At 44.4% G+C, this 26308-nt stretch carries 25 protein-coding genes and 1 pseudogene; 15 read left to right on the forward strand and 11 right to left on the reverse strand.

The genetic code is table 11. From position 1 onward, the window contains the following. Positions 1 to 269, reverse strand: a 269-nt coding sequence (locus tag H5073_RS18310) for a phage integrase N-terminal SAM-like domain-containing protein (RefSeq protein ID WP_310734208.1), incomplete at its 3' end; no start/stop codon positions are given. Between the two features lie 116 nt (positions 270 to 385). Between H5073_RS18310 and H5073_RS00010 the strand changes: the two genes are divergently transcribed. Then, positions 386 to 919 (forward strand): HNH endonuclease family protein, encoded by a 534-nt coding sequence (locus tag H5073_RS00010; protein WP_310734209.1) that lies wholly within the window; start codon positions 386 to 388, stop codon positions 917 to 919. 63 nt (positions 920 to 982) lie between these two features. Further along, positions 983 to 2140: a PcfJ domain-containing protein gene (locus tag H5073_RS00015; protein ID WP_182676076.1), complete on the forward strand. Its 1158-nt coding sequence runs from the start codon at positions 983 to 985 to the stop codon at positions 2138 to 2140. A gap of 450 nt (positions 2141 to 2590) precedes the next feature. Here H5073_RS00015 and H5073_RS00020 read toward each other — a convergent pair whose 3' ends face one another. Both H5073_RS00020 and H5073_RS00025 read right to left on the reverse strand, forming a co-directional pair. Then, positions 2591 to 3907, reverse strand: a complete 1317-nt coding sequence (locus H5073_RS00020) for a tyrosine-type recombinase/integrase (protein ID WP_182676077.1) — start codon at positions 3905 to 3907, stop codon at positions 2591 to 2593. A gap of 167 nt (positions 3908 to 4074) precedes the next feature. Next, entirely contained in the window at positions 4075 to 4356 is a 282-nt protein-coding gene (locus H5073_RS00025; RefSeq protein WP_182676078.1) for a hypothetical protein, read from the reverse strand. 494 nt (positions 4357 to 4850) lie between these two features. Between H5073_RS00025 and H5073_RS00030 the strand changes: the two genes are divergently transcribed. Next, on the forward strand, positions 4851 to 6440 hold the full coding sequence (locus H5073_RS00030; protein WP_182676079.1) for a DUF3369 domain-containing protein: 1590 nt from the start codon (positions 4851 to 4853) through the stop codon (positions 6438 to 6440). A 217-nt stretch (positions 6441 to 6657) separates the two neighbouring features. Here the strand turns inward: H5073_RS00030 and H5073_RS00035 are convergent, their stop codons facing one another. Continuing rightward, entirely contained in the window at positions 6658 to 7194 is a 537-nt protein-coding gene (locus H5073_RS00035; protein WP_182676080.1) for a hypothetical protein, read from the reverse strand. A 267-nt stretch (positions 7195 to 7461) separates the two neighbouring features. On the opposite strand from H5073_RS00035, the gene ccoN reads away from it, so the two are divergent. From ccoN to ttcA, 11 genes are all read left to right on the forward strand, one after another. Beyond that, positions 7462 to 8892, forward strand: a complete 1431-nt coding sequence (ccoN, locus tag H5073_RS00040; RefSeq protein WP_182676081.1) for a cytochrome-c oxidase, cbb3-type subunit I — start codon at positions 7462 to 7464, stop codon at positions 8890 to 8892. 11 nt (positions 8893 to 8903) lie between these two features. Next, positions 8904 to 9518, forward strand: a complete 615-nt coding sequence (gene ccoO / locus H5073_RS00045) for a cytochrome-c oxidase, cbb3-type subunit II (RefSeq protein ID WP_182676082.1) — start codon at positions 8904 to 8906, stop codon at positions 9516 to 9518. 11 nt (positions 9519 to 9529) lie between these two features. Next, the gene (locus H5073_RS00050) at positions 9530 to 9709 is read left to right on the forward strand and encodes a cbb3-type cytochrome c oxidase subunit 3 (protein ID WP_182676083.1); all 180 of its coding nucleotides are present in this window, start codon (positions 9530 to 9532) and stop codon (positions 9707 to 9709) included. Beyond that, entirely contained in the window at positions 9706 to 10662 is a 957-nt protein-coding gene (gene ccoP, locus H5073_RS00055) for a cytochrome-c oxidase, cbb3-type subunit III (RefSeq protein ID WP_182676084.1), read from the forward strand. Before H5073_RS00050 ends, ccoP begins: the two co-directional genes overlap by 4 nt. Positions 10663 to 10777: 115 nt before the next feature. After that, positions 10778 to 11257, forward strand: coding sequence for a FixH family protein (locus tag H5073_RS00060; RefSeq protein ID WP_182676085.1), 480 nt, complete (start codon positions 10778 to 10780; stop codon positions 11255 to 11257). Between the two features lie 2 nt (positions 11258 to 11259). After that, positions 11260 to 13749, forward strand: coding sequence for a heavy metal translocating P-type ATPase metal-binding domain-containing protein (locus H5073_RS00065; RefSeq protein WP_220487830.1), 2490 nt, complete (start codon positions 11260 to 11262; stop codon positions 13747 to 13749). Beyond that, positions 13746 to 14024, forward strand: coding sequence for a cbb3-type cytochrome oxidase assembly protein CcoS (gene ccoS / locus H5073_RS00070; protein WP_182676086.1), 279 nt, complete (start codon positions 13746 to 13748; stop codon positions 14022 to 14024). The genes H5073_RS00065 and ccoS overlap by 4 nt, the downstream gene beginning before the upstream one ends. Beyond that, on the forward strand, positions 14017 to 14709 hold the full coding sequence (locus H5073_RS00075) for a sulfite exporter TauE/SafE family protein (RefSeq protein WP_182676087.1): 693 nt from the start codon (positions 14017 to 14019) through the stop codon (positions 14707 to 14709). The genes ccoS and H5073_RS00075 overlap by 8 nt, the downstream gene beginning before the upstream one ends. A gap of 54 nt (positions 14710 to 14763) precedes the next feature. Next, entirely contained in the window at positions 14764 to 15516 is a 753-nt protein-coding gene (locus H5073_RS00080; protein ID WP_182676088.1) for an FNR family transcription factor, read from the forward strand. A 134-nt stretch (positions 15517 to 15650) separates the two neighbouring features. Continuing rightward, on the forward strand, positions 15651 to 16580 hold the full coding sequence (gene uspE, locus H5073_RS00085; RefSeq protein ID WP_182676089.1) for a universal stress protein UspE: 930 nt from the start codon (positions 15651 to 15653) through the stop codon (positions 16578 to 16580). An 80-nt stretch (positions 16581 to 16660) separates the two neighbouring features. Next, positions 16661 to 17632: a tRNA 2-thiocytidine(32) synthetase TtcA gene (gene ttcA, locus H5073_RS00090; protein ID WP_182676090.1), complete on the forward strand. Its 972-nt coding sequence runs from the start codon at positions 16661 to 16663 to the stop codon at positions 17630 to 17632. 74 nt (positions 17633 to 17706) lie between these two features. On the opposite strand, the gene H5073_RS00095 is transcribed toward ttcA, so the two are convergent. From H5073_RS00095 to H5073_RS00125, 7 genes and pseudogenes are all read right to left on the reverse strand, one after another. Beyond that, the gene (locus H5073_RS00095; protein WP_182676091.1) at positions 17707 to 18147 is read right to left on the reverse strand and encodes a hypothetical protein; all 441 of its coding nucleotides are present in this window, start codon (positions 18145 to 18147) and stop codon (positions 17707 to 17709) included. Between the two features lie 23 nt (positions 18148 to 18170). Further along, positions 18171 to 20054, reverse strand: a complete 1884-nt coding sequence (locus H5073_RS00100) for an alpha-amylase (RefSeq protein WP_182676092.1) — start codon at positions 20052 to 20054, stop codon at positions 18171 to 18173. A gap of 257 nt (positions 20055 to 20311) precedes the next feature. Next, positions 20312 to 20890, reverse strand: a complete 579-nt coding sequence (locus H5073_RS00105) for an NAD(P)H-dependent oxidoreductase (protein WP_182676093.1) — start codon at positions 20888 to 20890, stop codon at positions 20312 to 20314. Positions 20891 to 20966: 76 nt separating this feature from the next. Then, a complete protein-coding gene (locus H5073_RS00110; RefSeq protein ID WP_182676094.1) occupies positions 20967 to 21347 on the reverse strand; it encodes a MerR family transcriptional regulator in 381 nt (126 codons plus the stop codon). 51 nt (positions 21348 to 21398) lie between these two features. After that, the gene (gene uvrB, locus H5073_RS00115) at positions 21399 to 23426 is read right to left on the reverse strand and encodes an excinuclease ABC subunit UvrB (RefSeq protein WP_310734210.1); all 2028 of its coding nucleotides are present in this window, start codon (positions 23424 to 23426) and stop codon (positions 21399 to 21401) included. Positions 23427 to 24292: 866 nt separating this feature from the next. Further along, positions 24293 to 24514, reverse strand: a complete 222-nt coding sequence (locus tag H5073_RS00120; RefSeq protein WP_182676096.1) for a hypothetical protein — start codon at positions 24512 to 24514, stop codon at positions 24293 to 24295. After that, positions 24511 to 25044, reverse strand: a pseudogene (locus H5073_RS00125) (hypothetical protein); the annotation flags it as partial. The gene H5073_RS00120 and the pseudogene H5073_RS00125, both read right to left, overlap by 4 nt. A gap of 109 nt (positions 25045 to 25153) precedes the next feature. On the opposite strand from H5073_RS00125, the gene H5073_RS00130 reads away from it, so the two are divergent. After that, entirely contained in the window at positions 25154 to 26101 is a 948-nt protein-coding gene (locus H5073_RS00130; RefSeq protein ID WP_182676097.1) for a response regulator, read from the forward strand. Positions 26102 to 26308 lie beyond the last annotated feature (207 nt).

Consider the following 26308-nt stretch of genomic DNA (forward strand, 5'->3'; position numbering starts at 1 on the left):
CCCATGCTGTAAAGGGTTAAAAAGCACACTTGATATCGCAGCTTATGGGTGAGGCTAATGACGATAGACACTTCAGCGGGGGTGAGGATATCGGGCAGATGGTTGACTTGCGGCGGCTTGACGATGTTGAGCCACTGCCAAGATTGGTTGAGCACATGGCGATAGAAGAATTGCAGACCATTACGGTCGAGTTTTACCGTACTCCATGAGTGAGAAGCGATTAAATCGGCAAAATAGCGCTTCAAATCAGCGGTTGTGAGTTTCGCCAAAGTAGGTAATCCAACCGATTAAGCTTGTCGGGGCAGCAGTCGAAGTAGGCTGAGATACGCCTGACGGCCCGACTGTAAGCATCGATGGTAGCAGGGCGCTTGCCTTGCAGGGTGAGGTGTACTTAACTGAGCTTGAGCGCTTAAGCGGTCGTTATTTTGAAGAAATGACTAATGGTCAAGCTTTAGCGTTTAGTGAAGATAATTCTGGAGTATTGCATCAAGGTACTGGTGTGCAAAACTTCGTGTTTAATCGGTTGGATTACCTACTTTGGCGAAACCTATTAGATGGAAAATCTGTCGGCGACATCACTAAAGAGGATCTAAAAGAGCACTTTACAAGCTTTCAATTTGCATTCAGAACCTCTGTTGAGCATTACTTTCCACAAACCGATCCATCTGGTGCAAGAAAAATGAAGGATGTCGATCGCTTTGGCAATCTGTGTCTAATTTCGCCAAGCAGTAACTCAAGACTTAGTAATTATTCTCCGCAAGATAAGAAGAAGTTCTATCGAGAAAACAATCGCGCTGAGAGTTTAAAGCAAGCGATTATGATGAATTATCCTGAGTGGGGCCCTGTTGGGCAAGGATTAAAAAATATCGAAAAACACGAATCGCTCATGTTAGAGGTTTTGACAGACAGCAAAGCATGAGTAGGCTGAGGTATTTAATTAGTTTCAGAGAGTTTATATCAACTGGGTAACAACAGGCAGGAAATGGATTTACAACTGACGATACAAACTTCCGTTCTAGGATTTGACTATGACATAGAAGTGAATAGCTGGCAGCAAAAACTACAAGCCTATCGAGTATTCGGTACTAAGCCTAAAGAACGGTTAGAAGGAGGGCTGGGATTAGGGCTAAACCTCATAACCCAGTTTTCATCAAGCGATGAATGGTTAGCTCAGATCCCTAAACAATATTTAGCCGTTACAAAGATTTTTCCTGAACATGAATATCAGCTGTTGTGGCTTGCAGCTAATAGTGAGCAAGCGGCTCAATTGTTATTAATGCGACCATTGTTGTTGGTACTTATTTGTGAGCAATACCCGATTGATAATGACAAAACGTTAGCGTTAAGTCATCTTGGGCAGCGCGACATTCTCAATGAACTCGGCTACGACAACGCAAAAGTAACACTTAAATTTATCGACAAGTTGACACTAAAATTCGAGCGAGATGTAGAGTTAAAGTTTTTGAAAAAGCTGTTAGACAAAACCTTGTGTCGCTACAAAGTTTTTAAACATCACCCAACAATAAACTATGTGACCATAAGTCTGGATAACCGATACCCATTTTTGACCTGCACAAAATTAGGCCATGCGATAGCAAATAATAAAAACCTCAAAAGAGGGCCTTTGCGTGCATGTCTAGCCGATACAATAGCACTTGGATTAGCACTTGGTATGAATGAGGTTGCAAAACGAATTGGACAGCTTTCGTCACTGAATGAACTTGAAAGGTTACATCAACAATGGATAGATTTCCGTAATGATGCTAGGCAGGTAGCATCTAGACCAGTTGATGCTGATACGCCATACCCACAACTTATCCCTAGTGAGTCGAACATTTTTGCCATAGAAAATTATGATGATCTTATTAATGAAGGGATTAGCCAAAAACATTGTATCGCTGTTTATCACAATCGGATTATCGCAGGACATTATTGTGCATTCACAATGGAGCACCCACAAAGAGTGACCATAGGGGTGAAAATAAATAAGCGAATAGGCATGTTTGAATTGGATCAAATCTCCGGGATACGTAATTCAATCGCAACAAATGAAACTCGAGAGATGGTCTATACGTGGTTTGAGAGAGTAAAGAAAACCTATAAGCAAAGATTTAACCCTGAGTCTGAACTAAAGGCTTAAAAAATTACGAAATGGATCTGGCATTACAAAGTCTGTTTGCATTTGTAGGCTTTGTTAAAGGAATACCACACTTCAGTTATCAATATCACCAACTGAGAAAAACATACACAGGATTTGAAAAAGTCAGGTGGTAAAAATAACACCAAAAAGCGCTCTGAATAGAACATTGCACCAAAGTTGTGCGCTTAAATCGTTTTTTTCAATTTAACTATCTGATTATTAATACTAAAAAGCAAGATCCATGAAGTGAGACAAAACTCATTTGGTATGAGAAACCACACAATAGGATGTTCTTTAATAAGGCGCTGAAACTCTATTTAACATAATATACATTGTGCGCATAGATGTAAGTATCTGCTTTTTTACTCTGGTTAGGTGTTGACCAAGCGATGCGCACATTCAAGGTTATGTTCAATGGCGGCTTTGTTTTTTGGGCTTTACGCTGAGTGATTATTCAATCCCCGCAAGATGATCCAGTGGTTTTTCGAAGGCACTCTGGTGACGTTCGCTTTGGTTGGTGTGTAGGTATTGTGATGTGGTGTCTATGCTTTCGTGGCCGGCGTCGGCTTGTACGTGTGATAACGGCCTACGGTTCAAGTTGATGTCGTGGGTTATTCCGGTGTGACGAATATTATGGGCGGTCATTTTTCTCATGGCACTGGCGTCATGCTCTAAACCCTGATCAAAGGCGGCTTGTGCGGCTAATTGAATAAGCATGTCTATTTGCTCACGGATTTGGCGGATCCCAAGATTGGCATTGACAATACCTGTGTCACGGCCATGGCCAGCGGCGCGATGCCTGATGAATATCGGCTGGTTTTCATCGGCGCTAGGATAATCTGTTAAGCCTAAGAAACGTCGATAATCAATCAAGGCTGTCAGCAAAGCTTTGGATATGGCGATATTGCGCGATTTGCCGCTTTTAGATATCGGCACATGAAAATACCAAATGCCAGTTTGTCTGTCTTGCTTAAACTGGCTCATTACCGGCGAATAGCCTGCACGGGCGCTGACTTCAGATATACGCAGGTAACAGCCATACAGTAAATAGAGTAAAAACAGGCTGCGTTGATGTGTTTGCGGCTCTTTCTCAGCTAAGTTTTTGGCTGTGCTAATCACATAAGACCACTGCAGTTCGGTAAATGCTTGGTTATTATCGTCTTCATTAATGGTGTATTTACGGGCAATGGCAAAACGGCTGTGATTGAGCCATAACTGCGCGGGATTGCGCTCGCTGTATTCTTCACTGATTAAATAGCCATAAAAGGAAGATAAAATGGCGAGTTTTGTTTTCAATGCATTGTCACTTAAGCGGTACGGCTGGCATTCCCCTAAGTGTTTTTTTCCGACAAAAGGACGCCATTTCGGGTTTGGAAAGCGATCGCTGCCGTCACTGTCTTGGTTACTTTTATCAACACAAAACTGCGGCACATTAAAATAGCCTATTAAGGCTAATGGTGGGTTTTGGCAATAATCCACGTAGCGGCTCATGTCTTTACGGCTGACATTCACTGGTGATAAGCACGCCACATCAAAACACCAATGCAGGAATGTGGTGAGTTCACTGCGATAGGCTTTATAGTTGTTTTCACTGCCTTTTTGCTCAAATAACCAGTCAGAAGCGTGTTCGACGACTAGCCCAGCATCACTCACTGCGCTCAAGCTTATACGGGTAATATACTGATTAACAATAGGATTACCTTGAATGATAAAGGCTGCGGCATCAAATAGTGGCATAACGGGAGGGGTAATTGGCGGTATAGTCATAGATACGCTAACTCATTAATAGAATTAAACTTTAAAGCTATTATAGGCTAAAATCCTCAATGCCGATAACGGTATTTATCGGCATCACATTAACACTAAAATGAGTGATTAGGCTTAGCCCTAGAATTATTCATAAAAAATGACTCACGATTAAAAACATTGCATCTTTAACCTTCGCGAGTATAAATTAACTCGGCTTCGCTGCTCTGCTCCTTGGGTTGAATGGTGCCTTGGCAATCCATGCCAAGACAGCTTTGTGAGCTATTTCTCCCCGTTTTACAGGCCGCTTGAGTACACACGGCTCGCTTATCACAACACCACAGGCACAATTGCCATAATCGCTGTTTTGTCTGCTTATCTAGGCATTGTAGATCCGCGGCGCACAAGTGCCCTGCTTTTATCAGACTTGCTAACTTTTCAACTGAAATAGCCAGGTTCATCTTGTCCATTATTCTCTTCCTTCTATCCACACCTGCTCACTAGACTCATGCTGCCCTCTCTCAAAGAAATGCTCATCTTATTTTAGCGTTAAAGAGATGGGCTCAAATGAGCCGAGGCTAGATTAACTTTCGTTAATGAACATGATAGCAGTCAATATCGATAATGAGAATAGTTACCAATTAGATTTGCATCGTTTTGAACAATAAGCACTGCCCTTTTCTCTATCACCTTTGTGCTGATAACAGGCACTTTTAATAAGGTACTTTCTTATGCGAAGAATACAGGTCCATAGTGAGTCTATTACAAGAGTTCTCGTGTAAAGGACTCACACAGTTAGCGGTGCAAAAAACGGCTTAATATGCATTTATTATCCCGAGCTTAGGCTAAATATGCCTAAACACTGAAGAAATCTGTCTTGATTGTAAAATATTCACCTACACTTTTATTCATTATCTTTTTACTCCTTGTCATTCCTCGCGCCATTCACCACTTGAGGTATCGAATGCTGTTTACCAATGGAAAAACTAAACCGTCAGTTCAATTAAAAGATCAACAAAATCAGGCAGCAGCGACAGCAAAACAGCCTAATTGGAAGTTACTAATCGTAGATGATGAACCTGATGTCCATGCGGTGACTAAATTGGCCTTATCTCGGTTTAAATTAGATGAGCGTGCCCTGACTTTTGTTAGTGCTTTTAGTGCAAAAGAAGCCAAAGAAATATTAACTAAGGACAATGATATTGCTGTGGCTTTTGTGGATGTGGTGATGGAACATGATCATGCGGGATTAGAGCTGGTTAAGTGGATCCGTGAAGAACTTGGCAATAACACCATTCGTCTTATATTACGTACCGGCCAACCTGGGCAAGCGCCGGAAGAATATGTGATTGTGAATTATGATATTAACGATTACAAAGCCAAGGCTGAGCTGGATTCACGTAAATTAATGACCAGCGTCTACTCTTCCCTACGCTCCTACCGTGACATTATAGAGATTGAGCATGCCCGTGAGCTGCAAGTGCTGCATCGTAAAGGTTTAGAGCGGGTGCTAAAAGCCACCTCTGGCCTGTTTGAGCTGCGCACCCTGCATAAATTTGCCGATGGGTTATTGAATCAAGTGGCCAGCTTGTTAAATCTTAAATCTGAAACCTTATTACTCAGTTATAACGCCATCGATGCCATGAGTGGTCATTTAGCGCCCTCTAAAATAGAAGTGCTGGCAGGCACTGGACATTTTCATCTGTGTAAAAATCAGGATGTACCATTAACTGTGCTGGCACTGCTTAATCGCGCTATCGAAAATAAAAGCTGCCTTTACCACGAGGACTGCTTTGTGGGGTATTTCCCCACCAAAAATCATCAGGCGGTGAATTTACTTTATATGGAAGGCTTGGGCAGTATCAGTGATTTAGATAAGCAGCTTATTGATATTTTTGCTATTAACGTCGCTGTGGCTTTTGAAAATTTACTCCTAAGCCAAGAAGTTGAAGACACTCAGTCCGAGCTTATCTTACGCTTAGGTGACGTGGTTGAAAGCCGCTCTAAAGAAGCGGCTCATCATGTGGTGCGCATGGCAGAATATTGCTATGAATTAGCGTTAATGATGGGCTTAGATGAGGCAGAGGCTGATTTACTTAAGCGCGCTGCACCTATGCATGACATAGGAAAAATTGCCATTCCCGATGCTGTGCTGCTTAAACCTGGCAAGCTTGATAATGATGAGTGGCAAATAATGCGCCAGCACCCTGTTATCGGGCACCAAATTTTAGCCAGCTCTAAGCGGCCGATATTAAAGGCCGCAGCGACCATAAGTTTGCAGCACCATGAAAAGTTTGACGGCTCAGGTTACCCTGCGGGCATTAAAGGGCAAGATATTGATATTTTTGCACGTATCGTAGCTATTGCCGATGTGTTTGATGCTTTGACTCATAAGCGTTGTTATAAAGAAGCTTGGCCATTGCCTGATGTACTTGCTGAAATGCAGCGCGGCAGTGGCACTCATTTTGACCCTCACATTTTACAGGTGTTTATTGACAATGTTGACACCTTTGTCACGATTAAAGGCCGCTGGCAAGACAGCGCTGAACTCTAGAGAAGGGAGTTAGTGGATAAGACCAAAGCCGCCACGCTTGTTAGGTAAGCGCGGCGGCATTGTTGCATCTAGCAAGTTTTTTGGCGCAATAGTTTTTTAGCTCAACAGCATCCAGCATAACTGAATTAACCTGCACTATCTCGCGCATTAATCATCGCGCACTATCATTGAGTCATGTTAAGCGGACCGTTACAGTGCTGTTTTATCGAGCCGTGGGCTAATTGGCGCTGTCGGCCAGAAAATCAATGTAGCCCGATTTAGTGCTACCTTGAACATTCACGCTGACAAACAGTCGCCACACCATGTAATGACTGCTGCACGAACCGTAGATGAAATCACCTTGATACTCAGAGTCTGAAATACGCTTCATGATAATCGGAATAATCCCCATAAACATGTCACGCCCTTCAAGGCGCAAGCTAACATCACTGATGGCAGCGGCGCCTGTGGCAACTGAACTTGTGAGTTTGATTGAAAGTGGTGTCTCACTGGGTGCATGTTCTGGGGTTAAGGCCAAGTCTAAAGTTAAGTCGGCAAAGCGCAATTGGCACTGACCTTGACTAAACTGGCAAAGTGTCAGATCCACACTAGACTCTTGCAGTGCGTCTGTCTGCTTTGCGGCTAAATCTCCCGCCGCAGTTGCCGTTTTCGGCTCGTCAATTGCGTGGGTGTCTTTAGCTGTAGAGTCAGGCTGGCAACCTTGTAATATATTGATTATTAGTAATAAAGCAATTGCTGAATTTCTGCCTATCATAGAATTTCACCTTGTAAACGCATTTTGTAGCATTATGTTTGAGAGATTGATCCAGATCAACTTTCAGCTTGGGTTGTGAGTATCTTTTTTGATGTAGCTCAAGTATCATTGCGTTACCTCATGATAGAGTCATCATCGTGAGGTAACACCTTGACAAAAAGTAATAAAAAGCGTCGCAAGACGCGTCATTTTTTAACCTATTGTCACCCAAACAGGTAAAGTTTCACTTTACTATAATTAGAAAAAGTAATAAGCCGTGGAAGCATTATGATGAACCATTCCCAGTCTACAGGCGCTGATTACAATTACACTGTCGTCCGTCAATTTGCCTTAACCACAGTTTTGTGGGGCATTGTTGGTATGGCCGTAGGTGTATTGATTGCGGCCCAGTTAATCTGGCCTCAGCTGAACTTCGAAACCCCTTGGTTAACCTTTAGTCGCTTGCGACCATTACATACCAATGCGGTTATTTTCGCGTTCGGCACTTCAGCCCTTTTTGCAACATCTTACTATGTCGTACAACGCACTTGCCAAACCGTTTTGTTTGCACCTAAATTAGCTGCATTCACTTTCTGGGGCTGGCAAGCGATTATTATCTCTGCTGCAATTTCCTTACCTATGGGTTTCACTCAAGGTAAAGAATACGCTGAGCTTGAATGGCCGATTGATATCGCCATCACGCTTGTGTGGGTCAGCTATGCCATTGTGTTCTTCGGCACTATCATCAAACGGTCCACCTCGCACATTTATGTGGCGAACTGGTTCTTTGGTGGTTTTATCATTACGGTTGCCGTATTGCACATAGTTAACTCTATGGCAGTTCCAGTGAGCATGACTAAGTCTTACTCCCTCTACTCTGGCGCGGTTGATGCCATGGTGCAGTGGTGGTACGGCCATAACGCGGTTGGTTTCTTACTGACAGCGGGCTTCTTGGGTATGATGTACTACTTCGTGCCTAAGCAAGCGGGTCGTCCTGTGTACTCTTATCGCTTATCAATCGTCCATTTTTGGGCCTTGATTGCACTGTACATTTGGGCCGGTCCTCACCACTTACATTACACTGCCCTGCCAGACTGGACTCAGTCTCTTGGTATGGTGATGTCGTTAATCCTATTCGCACCTTCTTGGGGCGGTATGATCAACGGTATCATGACCTTATCAGGCGCATGGCATAAGCTACGTACCGATCCTGTGTTGCGTTTCCTTGTTGTTTCATTGTCTTTCTACGGTATGTCTACCTTCGAAGGCCCAATGATGGCAATCAAGACAGTTAACGCTTTATCTCACTACACGGATTGGACTATTGGTCACGTACACTCAGGCGCGCTAGGCTGGGTTGCTATGGTATCAATCGGCTCTTTGTACCACTTAATTCCTGTGTTATTTGGCCACGGCCGCATGTACAGTTCGAATTTAGTGAACGTGCATTTCTGGTTAGCGACAATCGGCACTGTGCTTTATATCGTCTCTATGTGGATATCGGGTGTGATGCAAGGCCTGATGTGGCGCGCTGTGAATGCTGACGGTACTTTGACTTATAGCTTTGTTGAAAGCTTAGAAGCCTCTTATCCGTTCTACTTCGTGCGCTTCCTTGGTGGTGTGTTCTTCTTAACTGGTATGTTCTTGATGGCTTATAACGTGATTAAAACCGTTAGAGCGCCAAAAGAGTCACTACCTGCAATCGCTGAAGCAGCATAAGGAGCCAATCGATGAAATTTAATCATGAAATGATTGAGAAGAATATTGGTCTTATGGCCATATTCACTGTCATCGCCATTAGTTTTGGTGGTTTAGTGCAGATTACTCCGCTGCTGTTTCAAAAAGACACCACCCAGCCAATCGAAGGGCAAATTCCTTACACAGCCCTGCAGATTGAAGGTCGCGACATCTATGTTCGTGAAGGTTGCTATAACTGTCACAGCCAGATGATCCGTCCTTTGCGTGCAGAAACTGAGCGTTATGGTCATTATTCTGTTGCTGGTGAGTCCGTATGGGATCACCCGTTCCAGTGGGGCTCTAAGCGTACAGGTCCTGATTTAGCCCGTGTGGGTGGCCGTTACAGCGACAAATGGCATGAGGTTCACTTAGCAGATCCTCGCGCCGTTGTGCCACAGTCAAACATGCCTGCCTTCCCTTGGTTATTGGAAAATACCTTAGATGGCGAGCTGACTGGCGCTAAGATGGACATCTTACGTAAACTCCACCCAACTCATAATCTGTATACAGATGAAGAGATTGCAGGTGCACAAAAAGCAGTTGAAGGTAAAACAGAGATGCAAGCATTGATTGCTTACCTTCAATCTTTGGGTCATGCACTTAAATAAGGAGGCAATATATGGATTACGGAACCTTGCAAGGCATTTTAACCATCATTGTAATGGTCACCTTCGTCGGTATATTTGCTTGGGCTTATAGCTCGCGTCGTCAGAAACAATTTGATGAAGCGGCTAACCTGGTGTTTTCAGATGATGAAAAACCTCAGGAATCGAAGGACTCAGGAGAGCAAAAACAATGAGTAACTTCTGGAATATTTGGATCACTGTTTTATCCTTGTTTGTGATTTTCGCCTGTTTTGTGTTGTTACGTATCTGTTCAAAGAACAATACTGGCATCAAAGAAGGCGAGTCCATGGGACATACATTCGATGGTATTGAAGAGCTGAACAATCCACTGCCAAAGTGGTGGTCGTACATGTTCTACATCACTATCGTATTTGGTTTGATTTACTTGGCTATGTATCCAGGTTTAGGTAGCTACAAAGGCCTGTTTGGCTGGACCAGCTCAAACCAAAGCGTGCGTTCGATTGAAGAATCCAAAGCCGCTGTTATTGCAGCTAAAGAAGCAGGTGTATTGTCTCAATACGACCGTGAAGTAGAACAGGCTGACGCTAAATATGGTCCTATCTTCAAAGCTTATGCTGAAACACCACTGGAAGAGTTAGTTAAGAATGAAGAAGCCCTTAAAGTGGGTGGACGTTTATTCTTACAAAACTGTGCCCAGTGTCACGGCTCAGATGCGCGCGGCAGTAAAGGTTTCCCTAACTTAACTGACAGCGATTGGTTATATGGCGGCGAACTGGCCACCATTAAAACCACTATTATGAATGGTCGTAACGGTATGATGCCACCTAAAGGTGGTTTACCTATCGATGACAGCGAACTGGATGCATTAGCCGAATACTTGGTTAAGCTTTCTGGACGTGAACATGATGAAGCTAAAGCCGCTCAAGGCCAAGGTTCATTCATGAAGGGCTGTTTTGCCTGTCACGGTATGGATGGTACTGGTAACAAGTTCATGGGTGCACCTAACTTAGCCGATAACACTTGGTTATACGGTGGCAGTAAAGGCATCATCATGGAATCGATTAAGAATGGCCGCGCCGGTGTTATGCCAGCATGGAAAAACATTCTTGGCGAAGAGAAAGTCCACGTTATTACTGCCTATGTTTATAGTTTATCAAACAAGTAGTGGTTAACGATTGAATTAAAGGCCTCGACTTCGGGGCCTTTTTTTTAAGATGATTATTTAGTGCAATCACGTTAATATTAACCACCGTTTTACCCCTTTTATTTTGGAATCAAAGATGTCGACTCCCCCCCCTTGGTATAAGCAGTTTTGGCCTTGGTTTATTATTATCCTGCCACTGTGTGCTGTCGTAGCCAGTTTCTCTACCCTGTATATCGCCATCAAAAATTCAGACGCCTTAGTTAAAGACGATTATTACAAAGATGGTAAAGCCATCAATATGGACTTACGTAAAATTAAACAAGCCAAAAACTTAGGTATTCGCTTTTTAATAACCAAAGAAGGCAATACCTTAGTCTTGAGCCAAGAAGGCGGACCCGCTTACACAGCGGCGTTAAACTTTGAGTTGTTTCACCCGACGATGGAAGAGAAAGATTTTAAAATCCTCGCCACAACGGATGCCAACTACCATTACCGTATTGAGCTACCCAATGCCATTCTAGGTACCTGGGAAGTACGCTTAGAAAGCTTTGATAATCAATGGCGCATTCAGCAGCGAGTCAGCTTCTCAGATCAAACAGAATACTGGCTGCAATAATCATGAACAGCTGCTTTCATTGCGCTGAAACCTTCACTCAGCCGCCCTACTTTACCCAAATCAATGGCACAGAGCAGCCCATGTGTTGCCCTGGATGCCAGGCCGTTTCGCAGGCGATTATGGATGCGGGGCTGATGAGTTACTACCAATATCGCAGTGAACCTGGCATGAAGCAAGCAGGCTTAGTGCCTGAGCAGCTGTCTCATTTTAGTGCCTATGATTTACCCGAAGTGCAGCAAGATTTTGTTCATCAGCAAGATGCGTTAAGTTCAACCTCAATCACGATTGAAGGCATGAGCTGCGCAGCTTGCGCTTGGTTAATTGAGCATAGATTGACCCCTATAGAAGGGGTCGCTAAGGTGCTGGTGAACTCCACGACTCAAAGGGCAATGATTAGTTGGGATAATAGCCAAATTAAGCTCAGTGAAATCTTAAGCCAAATTAGCCAAATTGGTTACCAAGCCGCGCCTTATCAGCAAGATGAGCAAGAAAAACAGCATCACAAAGACAGCCGGACTTTTTTGCTTCGCCTAGGACTTGCAGGGTTTGCCACCATGCAAGTGATGATGTTTGCGCTGGCGCTCTACACTGGTTACTTTAGCGATCTTGACGATGAAATACGTGACTATTTTCGCTGGGTCAGCATGATTTTTGCAGCTCCAGTGGTGCTTTACTCGGCCCAGCCTTTCTATTTCAGTGCCCTTCGTAGCCTGCTTAGCGGCAAACTTAATATGGACGTGTCGGTATCCATCGCCATCGGCGGCGCTTTTACCGCCAGTTGCATCGCGACCCTCAATGGCACAGGTGAAGTGTATTTTGAATCTGTGTCCATGTTTACCTTCTTTCTATTATTAGGGCGCTATTTTGAGCAAAATGCCCGCCGCCGCGCCAGTATCAGTAGCAATAATCTGCATAAATTAGTTCCGTTAACAGCTTTACGCCTTGATGGTAGCCAACAGACTGAAATTCCAGCTAAAAGCTTACGTTTAGGCGACATTATTTTGGTGCGCCCAGGGGATGCCTTCGCCGCTGATGGCGTGGTGATTGATGGCCATTCAAGTGCCAATGAAGCCATGCTTACTGGTGAGCAAATGCCGGTAGATAAAAACTTAGATTGCCCAGTGTTTGCAGGCACCCTTAATGTTGAGCAACCCTTGAAGGTTAAAGTGACCGCCCTTGGACAAGATCAATTGGTGGCGGAGATCATTCGACTGCAGGAAATCGCCGCCGCCAACAAACCGGCCATCGCCTTTATGGTTGATAGATTAGCCCGTTATTTCTCCGCCACCATTTTGACCACAGCGTTAATCACTTATTTAGTCTGGCTGCAATTCTCTCCCGATGATGCATTTTGGGTGACATTGTCTGTCCTTGTGGCCACCTGCCCCTGCGCTTTAGCATTAGCAACCCCAACGGCGGTCACCTGTGCCACGGCCATTTTTACCCGCTTAGGTATTATTACCCGTAAAGCTGGAGTATTTGAAAAGCTCGCCAGCGTAGAACAAGTGGTTTTCGATAAAACCGGCACCTTAACTCGGGGCGTTATCGCCCTAGGCGAAGTGAGCGTATTTGATGCTGCCTCAGACACATCCAACTTCGATCCTCAAACGCCAATATCTAAAAAAACAGCGGAAAAAGCCACCACAAAAACAGCGACCGAAGTGCTTGCCATCGCCGCCGCATTAGAAGCAGGTTCCTTACATCCAATTGCCCTAGCTTTTACTGGGCATCTTGATGCCAATATTAGCGCCTCTAAGCTTACCCACCATGTGGCCCAAGGCATCGAAGGCACAATTAACCATAAGGTGTACCGTATTGGTCACCTAAGTTTTGCATTGGTTAATGCAAACTCATCAGCACGCACTGACGCCCACGCCTTCAGAACTCAAATAAATACCTCTACTGAGCCCTGCGTTTGGTTAAGCGAAAATGGCAATATTATCGCCAGCATTCAAATACAGGACCAAGTGCGCAGCGATGCCAAGCAGGCCATCGATGAATTGAAAAAGGCAGGTGTTGACGTCAGTATCGCCAGCGGCGACAGCGTGAGTCATGTCAACGCTTTAGGCAATGCTTTGGGCATTAGCCAAGTGTATGCAGAGCAAAAGCCCCAAGATAAACTGACCTTGATTAACCAATTGCAGCTCAGCAAGAATACCGCCATGTTTGGTGATGGCATTAATGATGCGCCGGTGCTGGCGGGAGCTTATTTGTCGGTCGCCATGGGCAGTGGCAGTGCGATTGCTAAAAACAGTGCCGATCTGATTTTACTTGGAGATCACCTATCGCGCTTTAACGATGCCATGAAGGTGGCTAAAAAAACCAACACCATTATTAAGCAAAATTTAATTTGGGCCTTTGGGTATAATTTATTGATTTTACCCTTAGCTGTAACTGGCCATGTGCCACCTTATATCGCCGCCCTTGGCATGTCATTAAGCTCCATTTTGGTCGTCAGCAACAGTCTGCGACTCCTTAGGATAAATTTATGAGCATCATTTATGTGTTGATCCCAATCGCTATGTTATTTGTGGCGATTGCGGTGGCTGTGTTCTTTTGGGCGGTAAAATCGGAGCAGTTTGATGATTTAGACCGCCAAAGTGTGTCTATTTTATTTGATGACGATCTAAATAACGCCGCTAAAACAATGCCTCAGGCTAAAACTCATCAAGTTGACGTAAATCATACTGACATAAATCATACTGCATCCAGCACTCAGCCCAACACTTTGCCCAGCAAGAATAGCAAAGAGCCTCGTCTTGATTGAATTTAGCTTATTTGGCGCCTTTTTAGTGGGGCTTATGGGGGCTGCACACTGCTTTGGTATGTGTGGCGGTTTAGTGGGACTGTTTTCAAACTCAATCCCCGCAGCCCCAGGACGTAACTTACTTGGCCATCAATTGGGGTTTTTATTCAGCTATAACCTGGGAAGAATAACCAGCTACGCGTTTGCTGGCGCACTCGTGGGTGGCAGTAGCGCCATGTTAGGAAAGCTATTTGCTATTGACGATTACCTTATTGTACTGCGGGTATTGGCTGGTGTGATGATGATCTTAACCGGGCTTTATATTGCTAAGATATGGTTTGTTATCGCTAAAATTGAGCGCCTTGGTAAGTATTTATGGCGTTATATCTCCCCACTGACCCAGCGCTTTCGTGCCATTAAGCGTAAACGTGAAGCCCTGATGGCGGGGATGATTTGGGGCTGGCTGCCCTGCGGTTTAGTTTACAGCACCTTGACTTGGGCTGTAGCGGCAGGCAATGCGCTAGAGGGCGCACTTATTATGCTGTGCTTTGGCCTTGGTACTTTACCTGCGCTGTTGTCGGCTGGGTTTGCAGCTAATGCACTGGCTAATTTTGTGCAAAAGAAAGCGGTGCGCTTAGCCAGTGGCGGCTTACTGATTTTGTTTGGAATACAAACACTTTATATTGCCGTTATGCAGCTTAGCTAGCATGTCGGTGGTATTCGTTTTACTATGGTAGATAATCATTAATCGAGCATGGATATGATAGTGACGTCAAAAAAACCAGCCCGCCCAGCCACAACAGGCTGCGCTATACACTGTAACGATTGCAGCATGTCTGAGCTATGTATCCCGTTTACCCTCAACGCCAATGAGCTTGAGGAACTGGATAACATCATAGAGCGTAAAAAGCCGGTTCAAAAAGGCGATAAATTGTTTAAGTCCGGAGATGGACTTAAATCCTTGTACGCTATCCGCTCTGGCACCATCAAGAGTTACACCATTACAGAGCAAGGCGATGAACAGATCACTGGCTTTCATTTAGCCGGCGATGTAATAGGCTTTGATGCCATTCATAAAGAGGCGCACCAAAGCTTTGCTGAAGCCTTAGAAACCTCGATGATATGCGAAATCCCTTTTGATACCTTAGACAGTCTCTCTGGCAGTATGCCTAAGCTGAGACAACAGATCATGCGCTTAATGAGCAGTGAAATAATGAGCGATCAAGAAATGATTTTGCTGTTATCAAAGAAAAATGCTGAAGAGCGTCTCGCTGCCTTTATTGCCAAATTAGCCAATCGTTTTGCCAATCGCGGCTTCTCCCCTAATGAGTTCAGGCTCACCATGACTCGCGGCGACATAGGTAATTACCTTGGCTTAACCGTTGAAACCATCAGCCGTTTGCTGGGACGCTTTCAAAAAGCGGATATGATTGCTGTCAACGGCAAGTACATCACCATAGTCAACCACCAAGCACTCAATGAATTGGCAGGTCATACACAGAGCCAGAGCTAGTTGTCTTGTGTTTGGCATGAGTAAAAAGCCGCATTAATATTAGCTAGACTCAATTTTAGCAAAGCTTGATATAGTTCACGGTATTTTATATAAAATCAGTAATACTAACAGTATATTAACACCTAGGAGGATTTATGACGGAATATAAAAAGATTTTAGTGGTAATTAACCCAACTGTAGATCATCAGGCAGGTCTCGCACGTGCTGTTGAGCTCGCCACCAAGAGCAATGCCAGTATTACCGCTTTTTTATCTATCTATGATTTCTCCTACGAGATGACCTCAATTTTATCCAGCCAAGAACGTGAAGCCATGCGCCAAGGCGTTATCGATCAGCGCAGTGCTTGGTTAGAGACGGCCATCACTCAGTTTAGCAATTCAGGCATTGCCATCGACACTAAAGTCATTTGGCACAACCGCCCCTTTGAAAGTGTGATCAATTGCGCCCTCGAAGGCGAGTACGACCTTATTGTTAAAAGTACCCATGAGCACGATAAACTTAAAGCGGTGATTTTCACCCCAACCGATTGGCATTTAATGCGTAAAGCGCCAATGCCAGTGCTAATGGTTAAAGAGCATGATTGGCCAGTGGCAGGGAAAATTTTATGTGCCTTAAATGTGTCATCAGAAGACACTGAGCACCAAACCCTTAACGGTAAAATTATTGAGCACGCTAAAGACTTAGCCGCTAAATTTTCTGCAGAAGTTCATTTGGTCAATGGCTACCCTGGTACGCCTGTTAATTTAGCCATTGAGCTGCCTGATTTTGACGCTGCGGCCTACAACAACACCATACGCATGCAGCACCAGTCTAGGGTTGAATGTTTAGCCCAAGCCTATGATATTTCTTTTGACCGTTGTCATGTTGAAGAAGGCTTACCCGAGGATGTTATCCCTGAAGTTGCCGAGCGCATCGACGCCGAGCTGGTTATTTTAGGCACTGTCGGCCGCACTGGATTCTCAGCAGCCTTGATTGGTAACACCGCCGAACACGTGATTGACAGTATTCGCTGTGACTTATTAGCCATAAAGCCTGAAGGTTATGTGTCACCATTAGCCGAGTAAAGCGCGCTTTCCCTTTACGGAGCCGCTGATTACTGGAATAATATGCGCCCTGAAATAGATGGTTACTGGGCGCATTTTTTATGTCTGACATAGTGGTAGATGATTTTTCCAATAAGCAGGCGTCTCGCCTCAATAAATTAAGTAAACGCTTGCACAGTGAAGTGGGTAAAGCGATTGCCGATTACAACATGATTGAAGATGGCGATCGCATCATGTGCTGCCTCAGTGGTGGTAAAGACAGCTACGCCATGCTGGATATTCTGCTTAGTTTACAAAAAAAAGCCCCTATCTCATTTGAAATTGTGGCAGTCAACTTAGACCAAAAGCAACCCGGTTTTCCTGAGCATATCCTGCCAGCCTATTTAGATAAAGTAGGCGTTGCTTACCATATTCTTGAAAAAGACACTTACTCCATCGTTAAAGATAAGATCCCTGAAGGCAAGACCACTTGCTCTTTGTGCTCTCGCCTACGACGCGGCACCTTATACGGCTTTGCCCAGCGCATCGGCGCCACAAAAATTGCCTTAGGTCATCACAGGGATGACATCATAGAAACCTTGTTCTTGAACATGTTTTTTGCGGGAAAAATGAAAGCTATGCCGCCTAAGTTATTATCTGATGATGGTGCTAATATGGTGATCCGACCGCTAGCTTACAGCCGCGAAAAAGACATCGCCGAATACGCTGCAATTAAAGAATTTCCCATCATTCCTTGTAATCTGTGTGGCTCACAAGAAAACCTAAAGCGCGCCGCAGTAAAAGACATGCTCAAGCAGTGGGATAAACACCACCCAGGGCGAATTGAATCCATCTTCACCGCGATGCAAAACACCTCGCCATCCCAAGGTGTTGACCGCGAGCACTTCGACTTTGTCGGTCTTAGCCGCGATCCTGATGCGCCCATGCGCGGTGATGTGGCAGAATCTGATTTGCCCGCTTTTGATTTTCTCGACACCAGCAATTCCGGACATATCGACTTAGATGCAGCTAAAGCCCGCAGCGACGAGCAAAACCTGCAACGCATTGATATCGTCAGCACCTACCAGCCCTAATCATTAGAGTAAGTAGAAGATAAAAAAGGCTTAGATTTTAGGATCTAAGCCTTTTTGTTATCAGATAAATAATTTTAATTGAGCTTAGCGACTAGCTTAATATGGTAATTCCAGAGAATACCTTGTTGCTCGCCGAATTCCATACTGGCTTCGCCTCCACTGCGATTCAATATAAACACTGGCAGCTCATAAGTGCTGTGTTGATTTGTACTCTCACACTTAATCACGGCTTCAAGTAATAATTGAGTATCTTCTTGGGTGAGCTTCGCTTTGTAGTGACATTGTCGCTTTGCCGGCTTTTCTTGTACTTCAGTTATCGCAAGTGTTTCATTAGACCATTGCTCATTGATCAGCTCAATATCGGCAAACAGCCATTTTGTCTCGCCCTCTTCGATACTGGCGCTAAGTTGATAGCTCGCAGCGGTAGCCGCAGTTTCACTTTGCTGTGCCATGGTTGAAGTCGAAGCTAATCCCACCAGTAACAGTAAGTTTAAGATTAGAGGATGTGCTGCCATTAAATATATATCCTTAGTTGTCTCTAAAAGTTTGCGCTTGTGGCACCCGTGCCGCTACTTGGCGATGTATAAATGTTGTTAGTACCAGATTGCCATACTAACATCGCTGGGGATTTTTTAATGCATTTCCATTCTATGGCTGTGCTTGCTGCCAATTTAATTACAGCGTTCCAGCTTGGATAAGTGTTAGGGGATAGTTTTTTTGCCAATTCAGTATTCCAATTGCCTAAGCTGACATCATTACCCACCACATACACTTCTTGCTCTGGGGTGGTTATGCCATTATTGCAATTAAAGGTTACGTCAACTGTGCTGCCTTGGCTATCTTGCTCAATCCATACAGAGTAAGAGCCATTGTTAACCGGGAATTCTGCCCAGCCATCAAGATTACTAAGAATAATATCGCTGCGATTGCCTGTTATGTCGATGAAAGTATTGGATTTCCTACCCACATTCATCCATTTGCTGCCGCCTGCACCATCACTCATTATCACCGCCATGGCTTTGGGGTGGCTAGTATCACCAAGACGTGTCCAACCTATGATGTCCCAATGATCCAGATAATCAAGCTGTACGCCGTAGGCATAATCTTTGCGGGCTTTCAGCAAAGCGTCTATTTTTGCCTTATGGGAAACCATATTTATCACGCTGTTTTTACAGCCATTGTCAGAGCTTGTGTAGTTAGCACCATAATAGTCGGCATAAAACACATTGGGGTAACCTTGGCTTCGAAGCAAAATAAAGGCATAAGCCAAAGGTTTGAACCAATCATTGACTGGAGAAGCCAGCGCCTGACAGGCTTGAGTATCATGGTTTTCCACTAAGGTAACCGCTAAATTGGGCTGCTCTTTCATCAAGCTGTTATCCCAAATACGGCGCATATCGTAATTGCCATTAGCCGTAGAAGCTTGATGAAAGTTTAAATGCAATGGCGCATCAAACAAGGACATACGCCCAGCCGTTTTATTTAAATAATTGTGTAATTTACTGGTGTCATAGCTCCAAAACTCACCCACGGTAAAGAGGGGTTTACCACTAGTAACACGCATATAGTCGAGCCACTCATTAAAAAACTCATAGCGAATATGCTTCACTGCATCCAGCCTAAAGCCATCGACTTGAGTTTGCGTTAGATACCAATCGCCCCAATCTTTTAATTCTTGCACCACTTCTGGGTGTGAAAAGTCGACATCGGCAAACATTAAATAGTCATAGTTCACATTCTCGGTATCGACTTCCCAATCCCAGCCCTTGCCATTACCGCGAAACTTAAAAATACTGTTTTCTTTGAGATTTTGCGCCCAATCAACGCCATCAAAATGATACCAACGCCACTTAAAATTAGAATGCTGATTTTGACGAGCACTAAAATTAAATTGAGTCCAGGCATCGATTTGCACATCATTGCCAAATTCCCTATCGCGATTGTCTCGGGCAACTCTCACCGCCGTGACAGATTCAGTAGCATCGGCGCCACCTCTGTGGTTAAACACCAGATCGCCATACACTTGCAGTCCCTGTGTGTGGGCCGTATTAATGGCACTAATGTATTGAGTTTTAGTGCCGTATTTTGTCCGCACAGCCCCTTGTTGATTAAATTCGCCTAAGTCGTACATATCGTACACACCATAGCCCACATCTAAGGCGCCGGATGCGCCCTTGTACGCCGGCGGCAACCATAGTGCGCTGAATCCCGCGGCAGCTAGTGCGCTGGATTGTTGTTGAACTTGAGTCCAAAGCTTGCCATCGGCTGGGGTGTACCAGTGAAAATACTGCATCATGACGCCATTTTCGGCGCTGCTCGCACTGCTGTTAAGTCCTAAAGCAGAAAAACCCGCCACGAGGGCAAATGTTAGCCTAAAGTTTGCGCGTTTCTTGATTATTATTTTTGTATTTGAAGTCGCCATCAGGGATCCTTGCAAGTGTTGCTGCAATGTTAAAAGTTGATGGTTAAATTAGCACAGGCTGAGGAATGACGAAGCTTAAGCACAATTTTTGAGGTATGAATACGTATGCATATCATGCTGAGCTCAAACTCAAAGCGTATTAATGCGGTAAGGATCATGTCGTGTTAACACTTTCAATCACAGGAAGGTAATGCTTATGTGGAAGGCTAGCAGCAACGCCTTGGCGACTGTAGAACCTCAGTCGCCAGCGACTAGGCTTACTTGGCAGCTTGCCCCAACTGAGCAATAGCCTTGATCCATTTGTCTCTTGCGGCCTCGCTTGAGTTAATCATTGGCCCAAGCATGTTGCTTTTAACCGATTTAAATCCACAAAACGCCAAGGTGGCTGTTTTTAATTGCTTGAGTGCTGGCGCGCCCTGCACCAGCCAATAATACCAAGGCGGGGTGTCCATGGTCATGATAAGTCTTGAGGTTTTTCCCTTGAGTAACTTTATGGGGATTGATTTACCCGCTTGATACTTGAAGGCAAAATTAGGCAAAAATGTTCTATCGAAGAGCCCCTTCAGCTTGGCCGGAATTGCGCCCCACCAAATAGGGGTGATGATAACCAGATGTTCTGACCACACTAATGCCTGTTGAAATTGCACAAGGCAAGGCTCTAATTCCTGTTTATCGTCGTAACCAAGCACTAAATCAGGGTTAAACTCCATATCATAGAGTCGAAATAAACGCACTTCACAGTGTTTTTCGGCCTCGTTTACATACACTTTCGCCAGATGATTTGAAAAACTCTTATCCTTTGGGTTACCGACTAACACCAGCACACGTTTTGACATTATTGATCCTTGATTAAATGACACTGAGCTTAAGTCTAGTGTCTCCCCCTAAGGGCAGAGTCAAGGGCAATATTCATTAACGGCAGTTGGCAAGTGTTGAGCAGTCACTCAGGCTGTGGTCAGTGTCTATTTGACGGCAGCATTCATCAATATTGGCTATATTTGCCGTTAAATCAGCAATTTTTGCCTGCAACTGTACTCTAAGCTCCGCCAAGAACAGTTTTATTCTTAACCAATCAAGCTTACCGTCTTGGTAGACTATGACCCCTTTTAACTGAGATAAGCTGACCCCTAATTGCTTGGCTTGTTTAATCAGTATCAGCAAGTCAACATCGGCGGCTTGGTAAACCCGGTAACGCCCTAGCCGCTTGGGTGGATTGATCAAGCCTTTGGCCTCATAAAAACGGATGGCCTTGATGGACAGAGACGTTTTTTTTGATACTTCACCTATGTACATAGGATTAATCTTCTATTAATGAATGCAAAGTGGATGAAAAAAAGTAAGCCATTAGCTTATCTTGATGATCCGCTCCCTCAGGGCATGGACTTCATCTCGAAGCGCTGCGGCTTGTTCAAACTCCAGATCTCTTGCGTGTTGCAGCATCTGTTTTTCCAGCTTTTCAATGGCGCGGCTGAGCTCAGAAATGCTGTTAAGATCGTCATATTGACCTGGTTTGCTGGCTACTTTACCTGGCATAGGCGCGGTTTTACGATAGCCTGTAGTGGACTCATCTCCGACGTCCATCACATCGGTAATGGATTTCACTACACCTTTAGGTGTGATCCCATGGGCCAGATTGTGCTGATGCTGCTTTTCACGGCGCCGGTCGGTTTCTTCCATGGCTTTAGCCATCGATTTGGTAATTCTATCGGCATAGAGGATAACTTTACCATTAATGTTACGGGCAGCGCGGCCTATGGTCTGAATGAGTGAACGCTCTGAGCGCAAGAATCCCTCTTTATCCGCATCGAGAATACACACCAGTGACACTTCCGGCATGTCTAATCCTTCGCGGAGCAGGTTGATCCCCACTAGCACATCAAATTTCCCTAGGCGTAAATCACGAATGATTTCCACCCGTTCAACGGTATCAATATCTGAGTGCAAATAACGCACCTTAACCCCGTGTTCATCAAGGTAGTCGGTGAGATCCTCTGACATACGCTTTGTTAGCGTAGTGACCAGCACCCTTTCATTGACTGCAACACGCTTGGCAATTTCTGATAATAAATCATCAACTTGAATAGCCACAGGCCTAACTTCCAATACCGGATCCAGTAACCCTGTCGGCCGTACCACTTGCTCGGCAATCTCGCCGTTACTCTTATCAAACTCATACTGACTTGGGGTGGCTGAAACAAACACTGTTTGCGGCATCAGCTGCTCAAACTCTTCAAATTGCAGCGGGCGGTTATCCAGCGCACTTGGCAAGCGAAAACCGTATTCCACTAAGGTGGTTTTACGGCTGCGATCGCCTTTATACATGGCGCCAATTTGCGGCACTGTGACATGGGACTCATCAATAATAAGCAGGCCATCACTGGGCAAATAATCTATTAATGTGGGCGGCGGACTTCCTGGCGTACGGCCAGAAAGGTAACGCGAGTAGTTTTCAATCCCTGAGCAATAGCCCAATTCCACCATCATTTCAACATCGTATTGTACCCGTTCGGTGATCCGCTGAGCTTCAATTAACTTATTATTATCAAGTAAATACTGGCGACGTTCCCGCAACTCTTCCTTAATAAACTCAGTGGCGGCAATAATCTTATCCTTTGGTGTCACGTAATGGGTTTTAGGGTAAACCGTGGTGCGTGCAACGCGCTTTTTAATCTGACCCGTTAAGGGGTCAAACTCACTTAAACGTTCAATTTCATCATCGAACAACTCTACCCTAATGGCATCACGTTCAGAGTCGGCAGGGAAAATATCAATCACTTCACCGCGCACCCGATAAGTGCCTCGGGACAATTCCATATCATTGCGCTTATATTGCAACTCGCTCAAACGATTCAGGATATCACGCTGCCCCATAGTGTCGCCTTGGCGCAGGTGCAACAACATTTTGAGGTAAGAATCAGGATCGCCCAATCCATAAATTGCCGATACAGAGGCAATCAACACCACATCTTTACGCTCGAGCAAGGCTTTAGTGGCCGATAGGCGCATCTGTTCGATATGGGCATTCACCGAAGCATCCTTTTCTATAAAGGTATTTGATGCAGGCACATAAGCTTCGGGCTGGTAATAATCATAATATGAGACAAAATATTCAACCGCATTATTAGGGAAGAACTCCTTCATCTCACCATAGAGCTGCGCCGCCAAAGTCTTATTGGGCGCCATGATAATGGTAGGCCGCCCCATAGTTTTTATTACATTGGCGATAGTGTAAGTTTTACCTGAACCTGTTACCCCAAGCAGTGTTTGACAGGCAAGTCCCGCCTCTAGACCATCGACAAGCTTAGCAATTGCGGTGGGTTGATCCCCTGCTGGGGGAAAAGGAAAATGAAGATCAAACTCGGCACTAGACACAGTAAACATTCCTTACACAGGCAAAAGTACTAAAAAGTACAATATCGATGGTTTTTTGATTAACCAATAAAGCTTGTTTTCAAGCGGGGAAATCGAGCCTCAGTATCCTAGCGTATTTCAAGCAAAAAGGCTGTAGAAGTTAGCAAGAAACCCAAATTGATTGAAAGTTTTTAACAGTTCAAATAATCGCGTAAATGAACAAATTTCAAGCTATAACTTAGTGTTTCCGCCATTTTAATACACAAAAATACACTTACAGGAGTGTCCCTAAGTCAAGTAAAATAATCATGCTGAATAAAACCAGTTGCAATTAGTATATTATTGAATATTAACAATATATTTTTTCAACTAACAAAATATCAAATCTAAGTCCGACCCAAGGATTATAGGGGTTTGCAGCCTATAAATAAGAGTAATTCACAGGCTTATCCACAGAAATAGTGGATAACTCAAGCTAAGCCAATCAGGGTGCGGGATTTGGGCTAAATGCGAAATGTCTGATGTTAGCCTTGTGGCTAGTAATAAACTTTCTTTTTTGTAGCGCGTCACCGAGTTTGAGAAACGGATCCACCTAAAGTGAGAAATTTAATTTTGAGTTTAACGGACGCAAACCTGCTAGTCCTACCTTTGTAGGGTAATTTTGCTAGCCAATTCATCCAAAATGAAAACTTATCGGCACAAGCTGCCTTTATATAGCGCTATGCTTTCGCGATCTTCGTTTACAGCCTTGTTGACTGAATAGGCATACCCTAACCTGCCTATTAAACCCAAATCGTTTATAAACTGCATTTAGAGGCCCTTTTTAAATGCTGATTAAACATCAGTTAATAGTCTAGGGATCATGAAAGTTACCTAGTAACACTTTTCTAAATTGCTATTTCTGAAAAAGGTAAATCAGCGGCCTGGCCTTGGATTTGGCCATCCAGTATGTACACCTTTCCGCTGGGTATACTATCCCCTAACACCACTTGGTGACTGCCATCAGCATGTAAAACACTAGTGGTGCCATTGCTCACTGAAACCACGGTTGCAACCGCTCGTTGAGCCTTAGGGTTTAGGTTTGCTAAGCGCTGATAAATATTACTCATAAGGTGTTCTCATTTCGCAATAAGCTGATGGTCTGGTTAACAGTGACTTGACCATTAGTGCTATTGACACTGGCGGCAATGGTTGAGGCATCACAGACAGATTTAAACACCTCAGCGCCCTTTCTTATCCCAACCAACATGCCTGGCCGAATTGGTGGCAAGTCATTCAGGACTTTAGTGCGAATGCTGTTTTGTATCTTGTTGCCCGCATTGGCTAATTCAGTGGTTCCCCGCATCCTTGCGGCTTGGTTATCTGTGATTAACTTATCGACTATATCAGCAGCAAAGTTATCGCCAGCGGTCCCGAAGCGTTTCACTTTCACTGCTACGCCTTGCTGTTCACCCCGAACAAACACCGCATTAGCCTCTGGGCGAATATCTAGGTGCTCAGTAAACTCTAAAATCACGCTGTCATGTAAGATAACATCAGGGACAGCGCTGCTTGTCTCCCAAGGCACCACTGGCCATTGTGGAATGACATTTATGGTCCGAGTCTCATCATTTATATCGAGCATGGCTACTATTTGTGACTGGTTAAACATAATCCACTATTTATGTTTTGATTATGTTGCAAATCAGTAATGCCTCTTGTAATTTAATCAGCCTAGTTCAATAACAATAATAATATTGGGTACTTATATGTCAGTCGATCCGCTTTTTAAAGTCATACTTCATCCTTTTATTAAAGAATCTATCGCAAGCCTCAAGGCTATGACCAACCTAACCGGTGTTGCCGGTGAGCCTTTTATGGATAAGGTTGAAGAGTTTCGTTTTAAAGGTTACGCCGTGTGTTCAGACGTCACGGGTCAGCTCGATGGCGTGATCATGATGCACCATTACCCAGAAACCGCCATCGCTATTGGCAATAGCGTATGCCAAAACTTGTTTGATGAAGCTTATGCTTTTGAAACTATTAACGATGACTTGCGCAATGCGTTGGCTGAATGGGGAAATACCATCGTCGGGCGCTCAACAGACCAACACGGGCGCCATCATTTAGAATACGGTTTTTCGAGCCCCTACTTTGTCGAAGATTTAACCGAGATGGACAAGTACTTAGTCGGCGTGAAGCAAGTTATTACTGTGCCTATTATGGTCGAAGGTGTGGGACGTTATTATTTCAACTTATTGGTTCGCGACGTCACAGAACACCTGACTCAAGCCCAAGATGCACAAGCAAGCTTAGCCATAGCAAACCCACACACAACGCCCCTGCCGCTCGCAAGCCGAGTACTAGTTGTGGATGACAGCGCCATGATCCGTAAAGCCTTAAACCGCTTCTTAAGCAACTTAGGTTATCAAAACATTCTCGAAGCTGACGATGGCATTGGCGCCATTGAAGCAGTGAAAGCCGACAAGGTTGACTTCATTTTCATGGATGTGGTCATGACACGCTTAAACGGTGATGCTGCATTAGCCGAAATCCGCAATATGGGCTCACAGGTGCCTGTGGTGATGCTGTCATCAGTCACCGACAGCATATTGGTTAAACAGTGTCAAAAACTCGGGATTTCAGGCTTCATCTTCAAACCTATTAATGCTAACAATGGCGCAGCAACCATAGCTCAGTACCTTAAAATCGCTTAGTGAAGTCATCAGCACATTGAGGTTAATGACACTCATGTTGTGCTACACGAGTAACTGTAAAGTGAAAATCCCCTGGAGAGTACTCTCAGGGGATTTTTTATGCTCGGGATACCGCTCAAGCTCAACGAAATACTCAAAGCATAAGGCTAAATGTAAACGGTATAGATGGCTGCGCTTTAAAATTAAGGGCTCAAGATACTCAATCTT

Origin of the sequence: Shewanella sp. SR44-3 (assembly GCF_014163735.1) — a bacterium.
Lineage (GTDB): Bacteria > Pseudomonadota > Gammaproteobacteria > Enterobacterales > Shewanellaceae > Shewanella.

Coding starts and splice junctions, on each gene's coding strand:
- H5073_RS00015 (WP_182676076.1), top strand. CDS start 983: ATGGATTTACAACTGACGATACAAACTTCCGTTCTAGGATTTGACTAT.
- H5073_RS00020 (WP_182676077.1), bottom strand. CDS start 3,907: ATGACTATACCGCCAATTACCCCTCCCGTTATGCCACTATTTGATGCC.
- H5073_RS00025 (WP_182676078.1), bottom strand. CDS start 4,356: ATGGACAAGATGAACCTGGCTATTTCAGTTGAAAAGTTAGCAAGTCTG.
- H5073_RS00030 (WP_182676079.1), top strand. CDS start 4,851: ATGCTGTTTACCAATGGAAAAACTAAACCGTCAGTTCAATTAAAAGAT.
- H5073_RS00035 (WP_182676080.1), bottom strand. CDS start 7,194: ATGATAGGCAGAAATTCAGCAATTGCTTTATTACTAATAATCAATATA.
- ccoN (WP_182676081.1), top strand. CDS start 7,462: ATGATGAACCATTCCCAGTCTACAGGCGCTGATTACAATTACACTGTC.
- ccoO (WP_182676082.1), top strand. CDS start 8,904: ATGAAATTTAATCATGAAATGATTGAGAAGAATATTGGTCTTATGGCC.
- H5073_RS00050 (WP_182676083.1), top strand. CDS start 9,530: ATGGATTACGGAACCTTGCAAGGCATTTTAACCATCATTGTAATGGTC.
- ccoP (WP_182676084.1), top strand. CDS start 9,706: ATGAGTAACTTCTGGAATATTTGGATCACTGTTTTATCCTTGTTTGTG.
- H5073_RS00060 (WP_182676085.1), top strand. CDS start 10,778: ATGTCGACTCCCCCCCCTTGGTATAAGCAGTTTTGGCCTTGGTTTATT.
- H5073_RS00065 (WP_220487830.1), top strand. CDS start 11,260: ATGAACAGCTGCTTTCATTGCGCTGAAACCTTCACTCAGCCGCCCTAC.
- ccoS (WP_182676086.1), top strand. CDS start 13,746: ATGAGCATCATTTATGTGTTGATCCCAATCGCTATGTTATTTGTGGCG.
- H5073_RS00080 (WP_182676088.1), top strand. CDS start 14,764: ATGATAGTGACGTCAAAAAAACCAGCCCGCCCAGCCACAACAGGCTGC.
- uspE (WP_182676089.1), top strand. CDS start 15,651: ATGACGGAATATAAAAAGATTTTAGTGGTAATTAACCCAACTGTAGAT.
- ttcA (WP_182676090.1), top strand. CDS start 16,661: ATGTCTGACATAGTGGTAGATGATTTTTCCAATAAGCAGGCGTCTCGC.
- H5073_RS00095 (WP_182676091.1), bottom strand. CDS start 18,147: ATGGCAGCACATCCTCTAATCTTAAACTTACTGTTACTGGTGGGATTA.
- H5073_RS00100 (WP_182676092.1), bottom strand. CDS start 20,054: ATGGCGACTTCAAATACAAAAATAATAATCAAGAAACGCGCAAACTTT.
- H5073_RS00105 (WP_182676093.1), bottom strand. CDS start 20,890: ATGTCAAAACGTGTGCTGGTGTTAGTCGGTAACCCAAAGGATAAGAGT.
- H5073_RS00110 (WP_182676094.1), bottom strand. CDS start 21,347: ATGTACATAGGTGAAGTATCAAAAAAAACGTCTCTGTCCATCAAGGCC.
- H5073_RS00120 (WP_182676096.1), bottom strand. CDS start 24,514: ATGAGTAATATTTATCAGCGCTTAGCAAACCTAAACCCTAAGGCTCAA.
- H5073_RS00130 (WP_182676097.1), top strand. CDS start 25,154: ATGTCAGTCGATCCGCTTTTTAAAGTCATACTTCATCCTTTTATTAAA.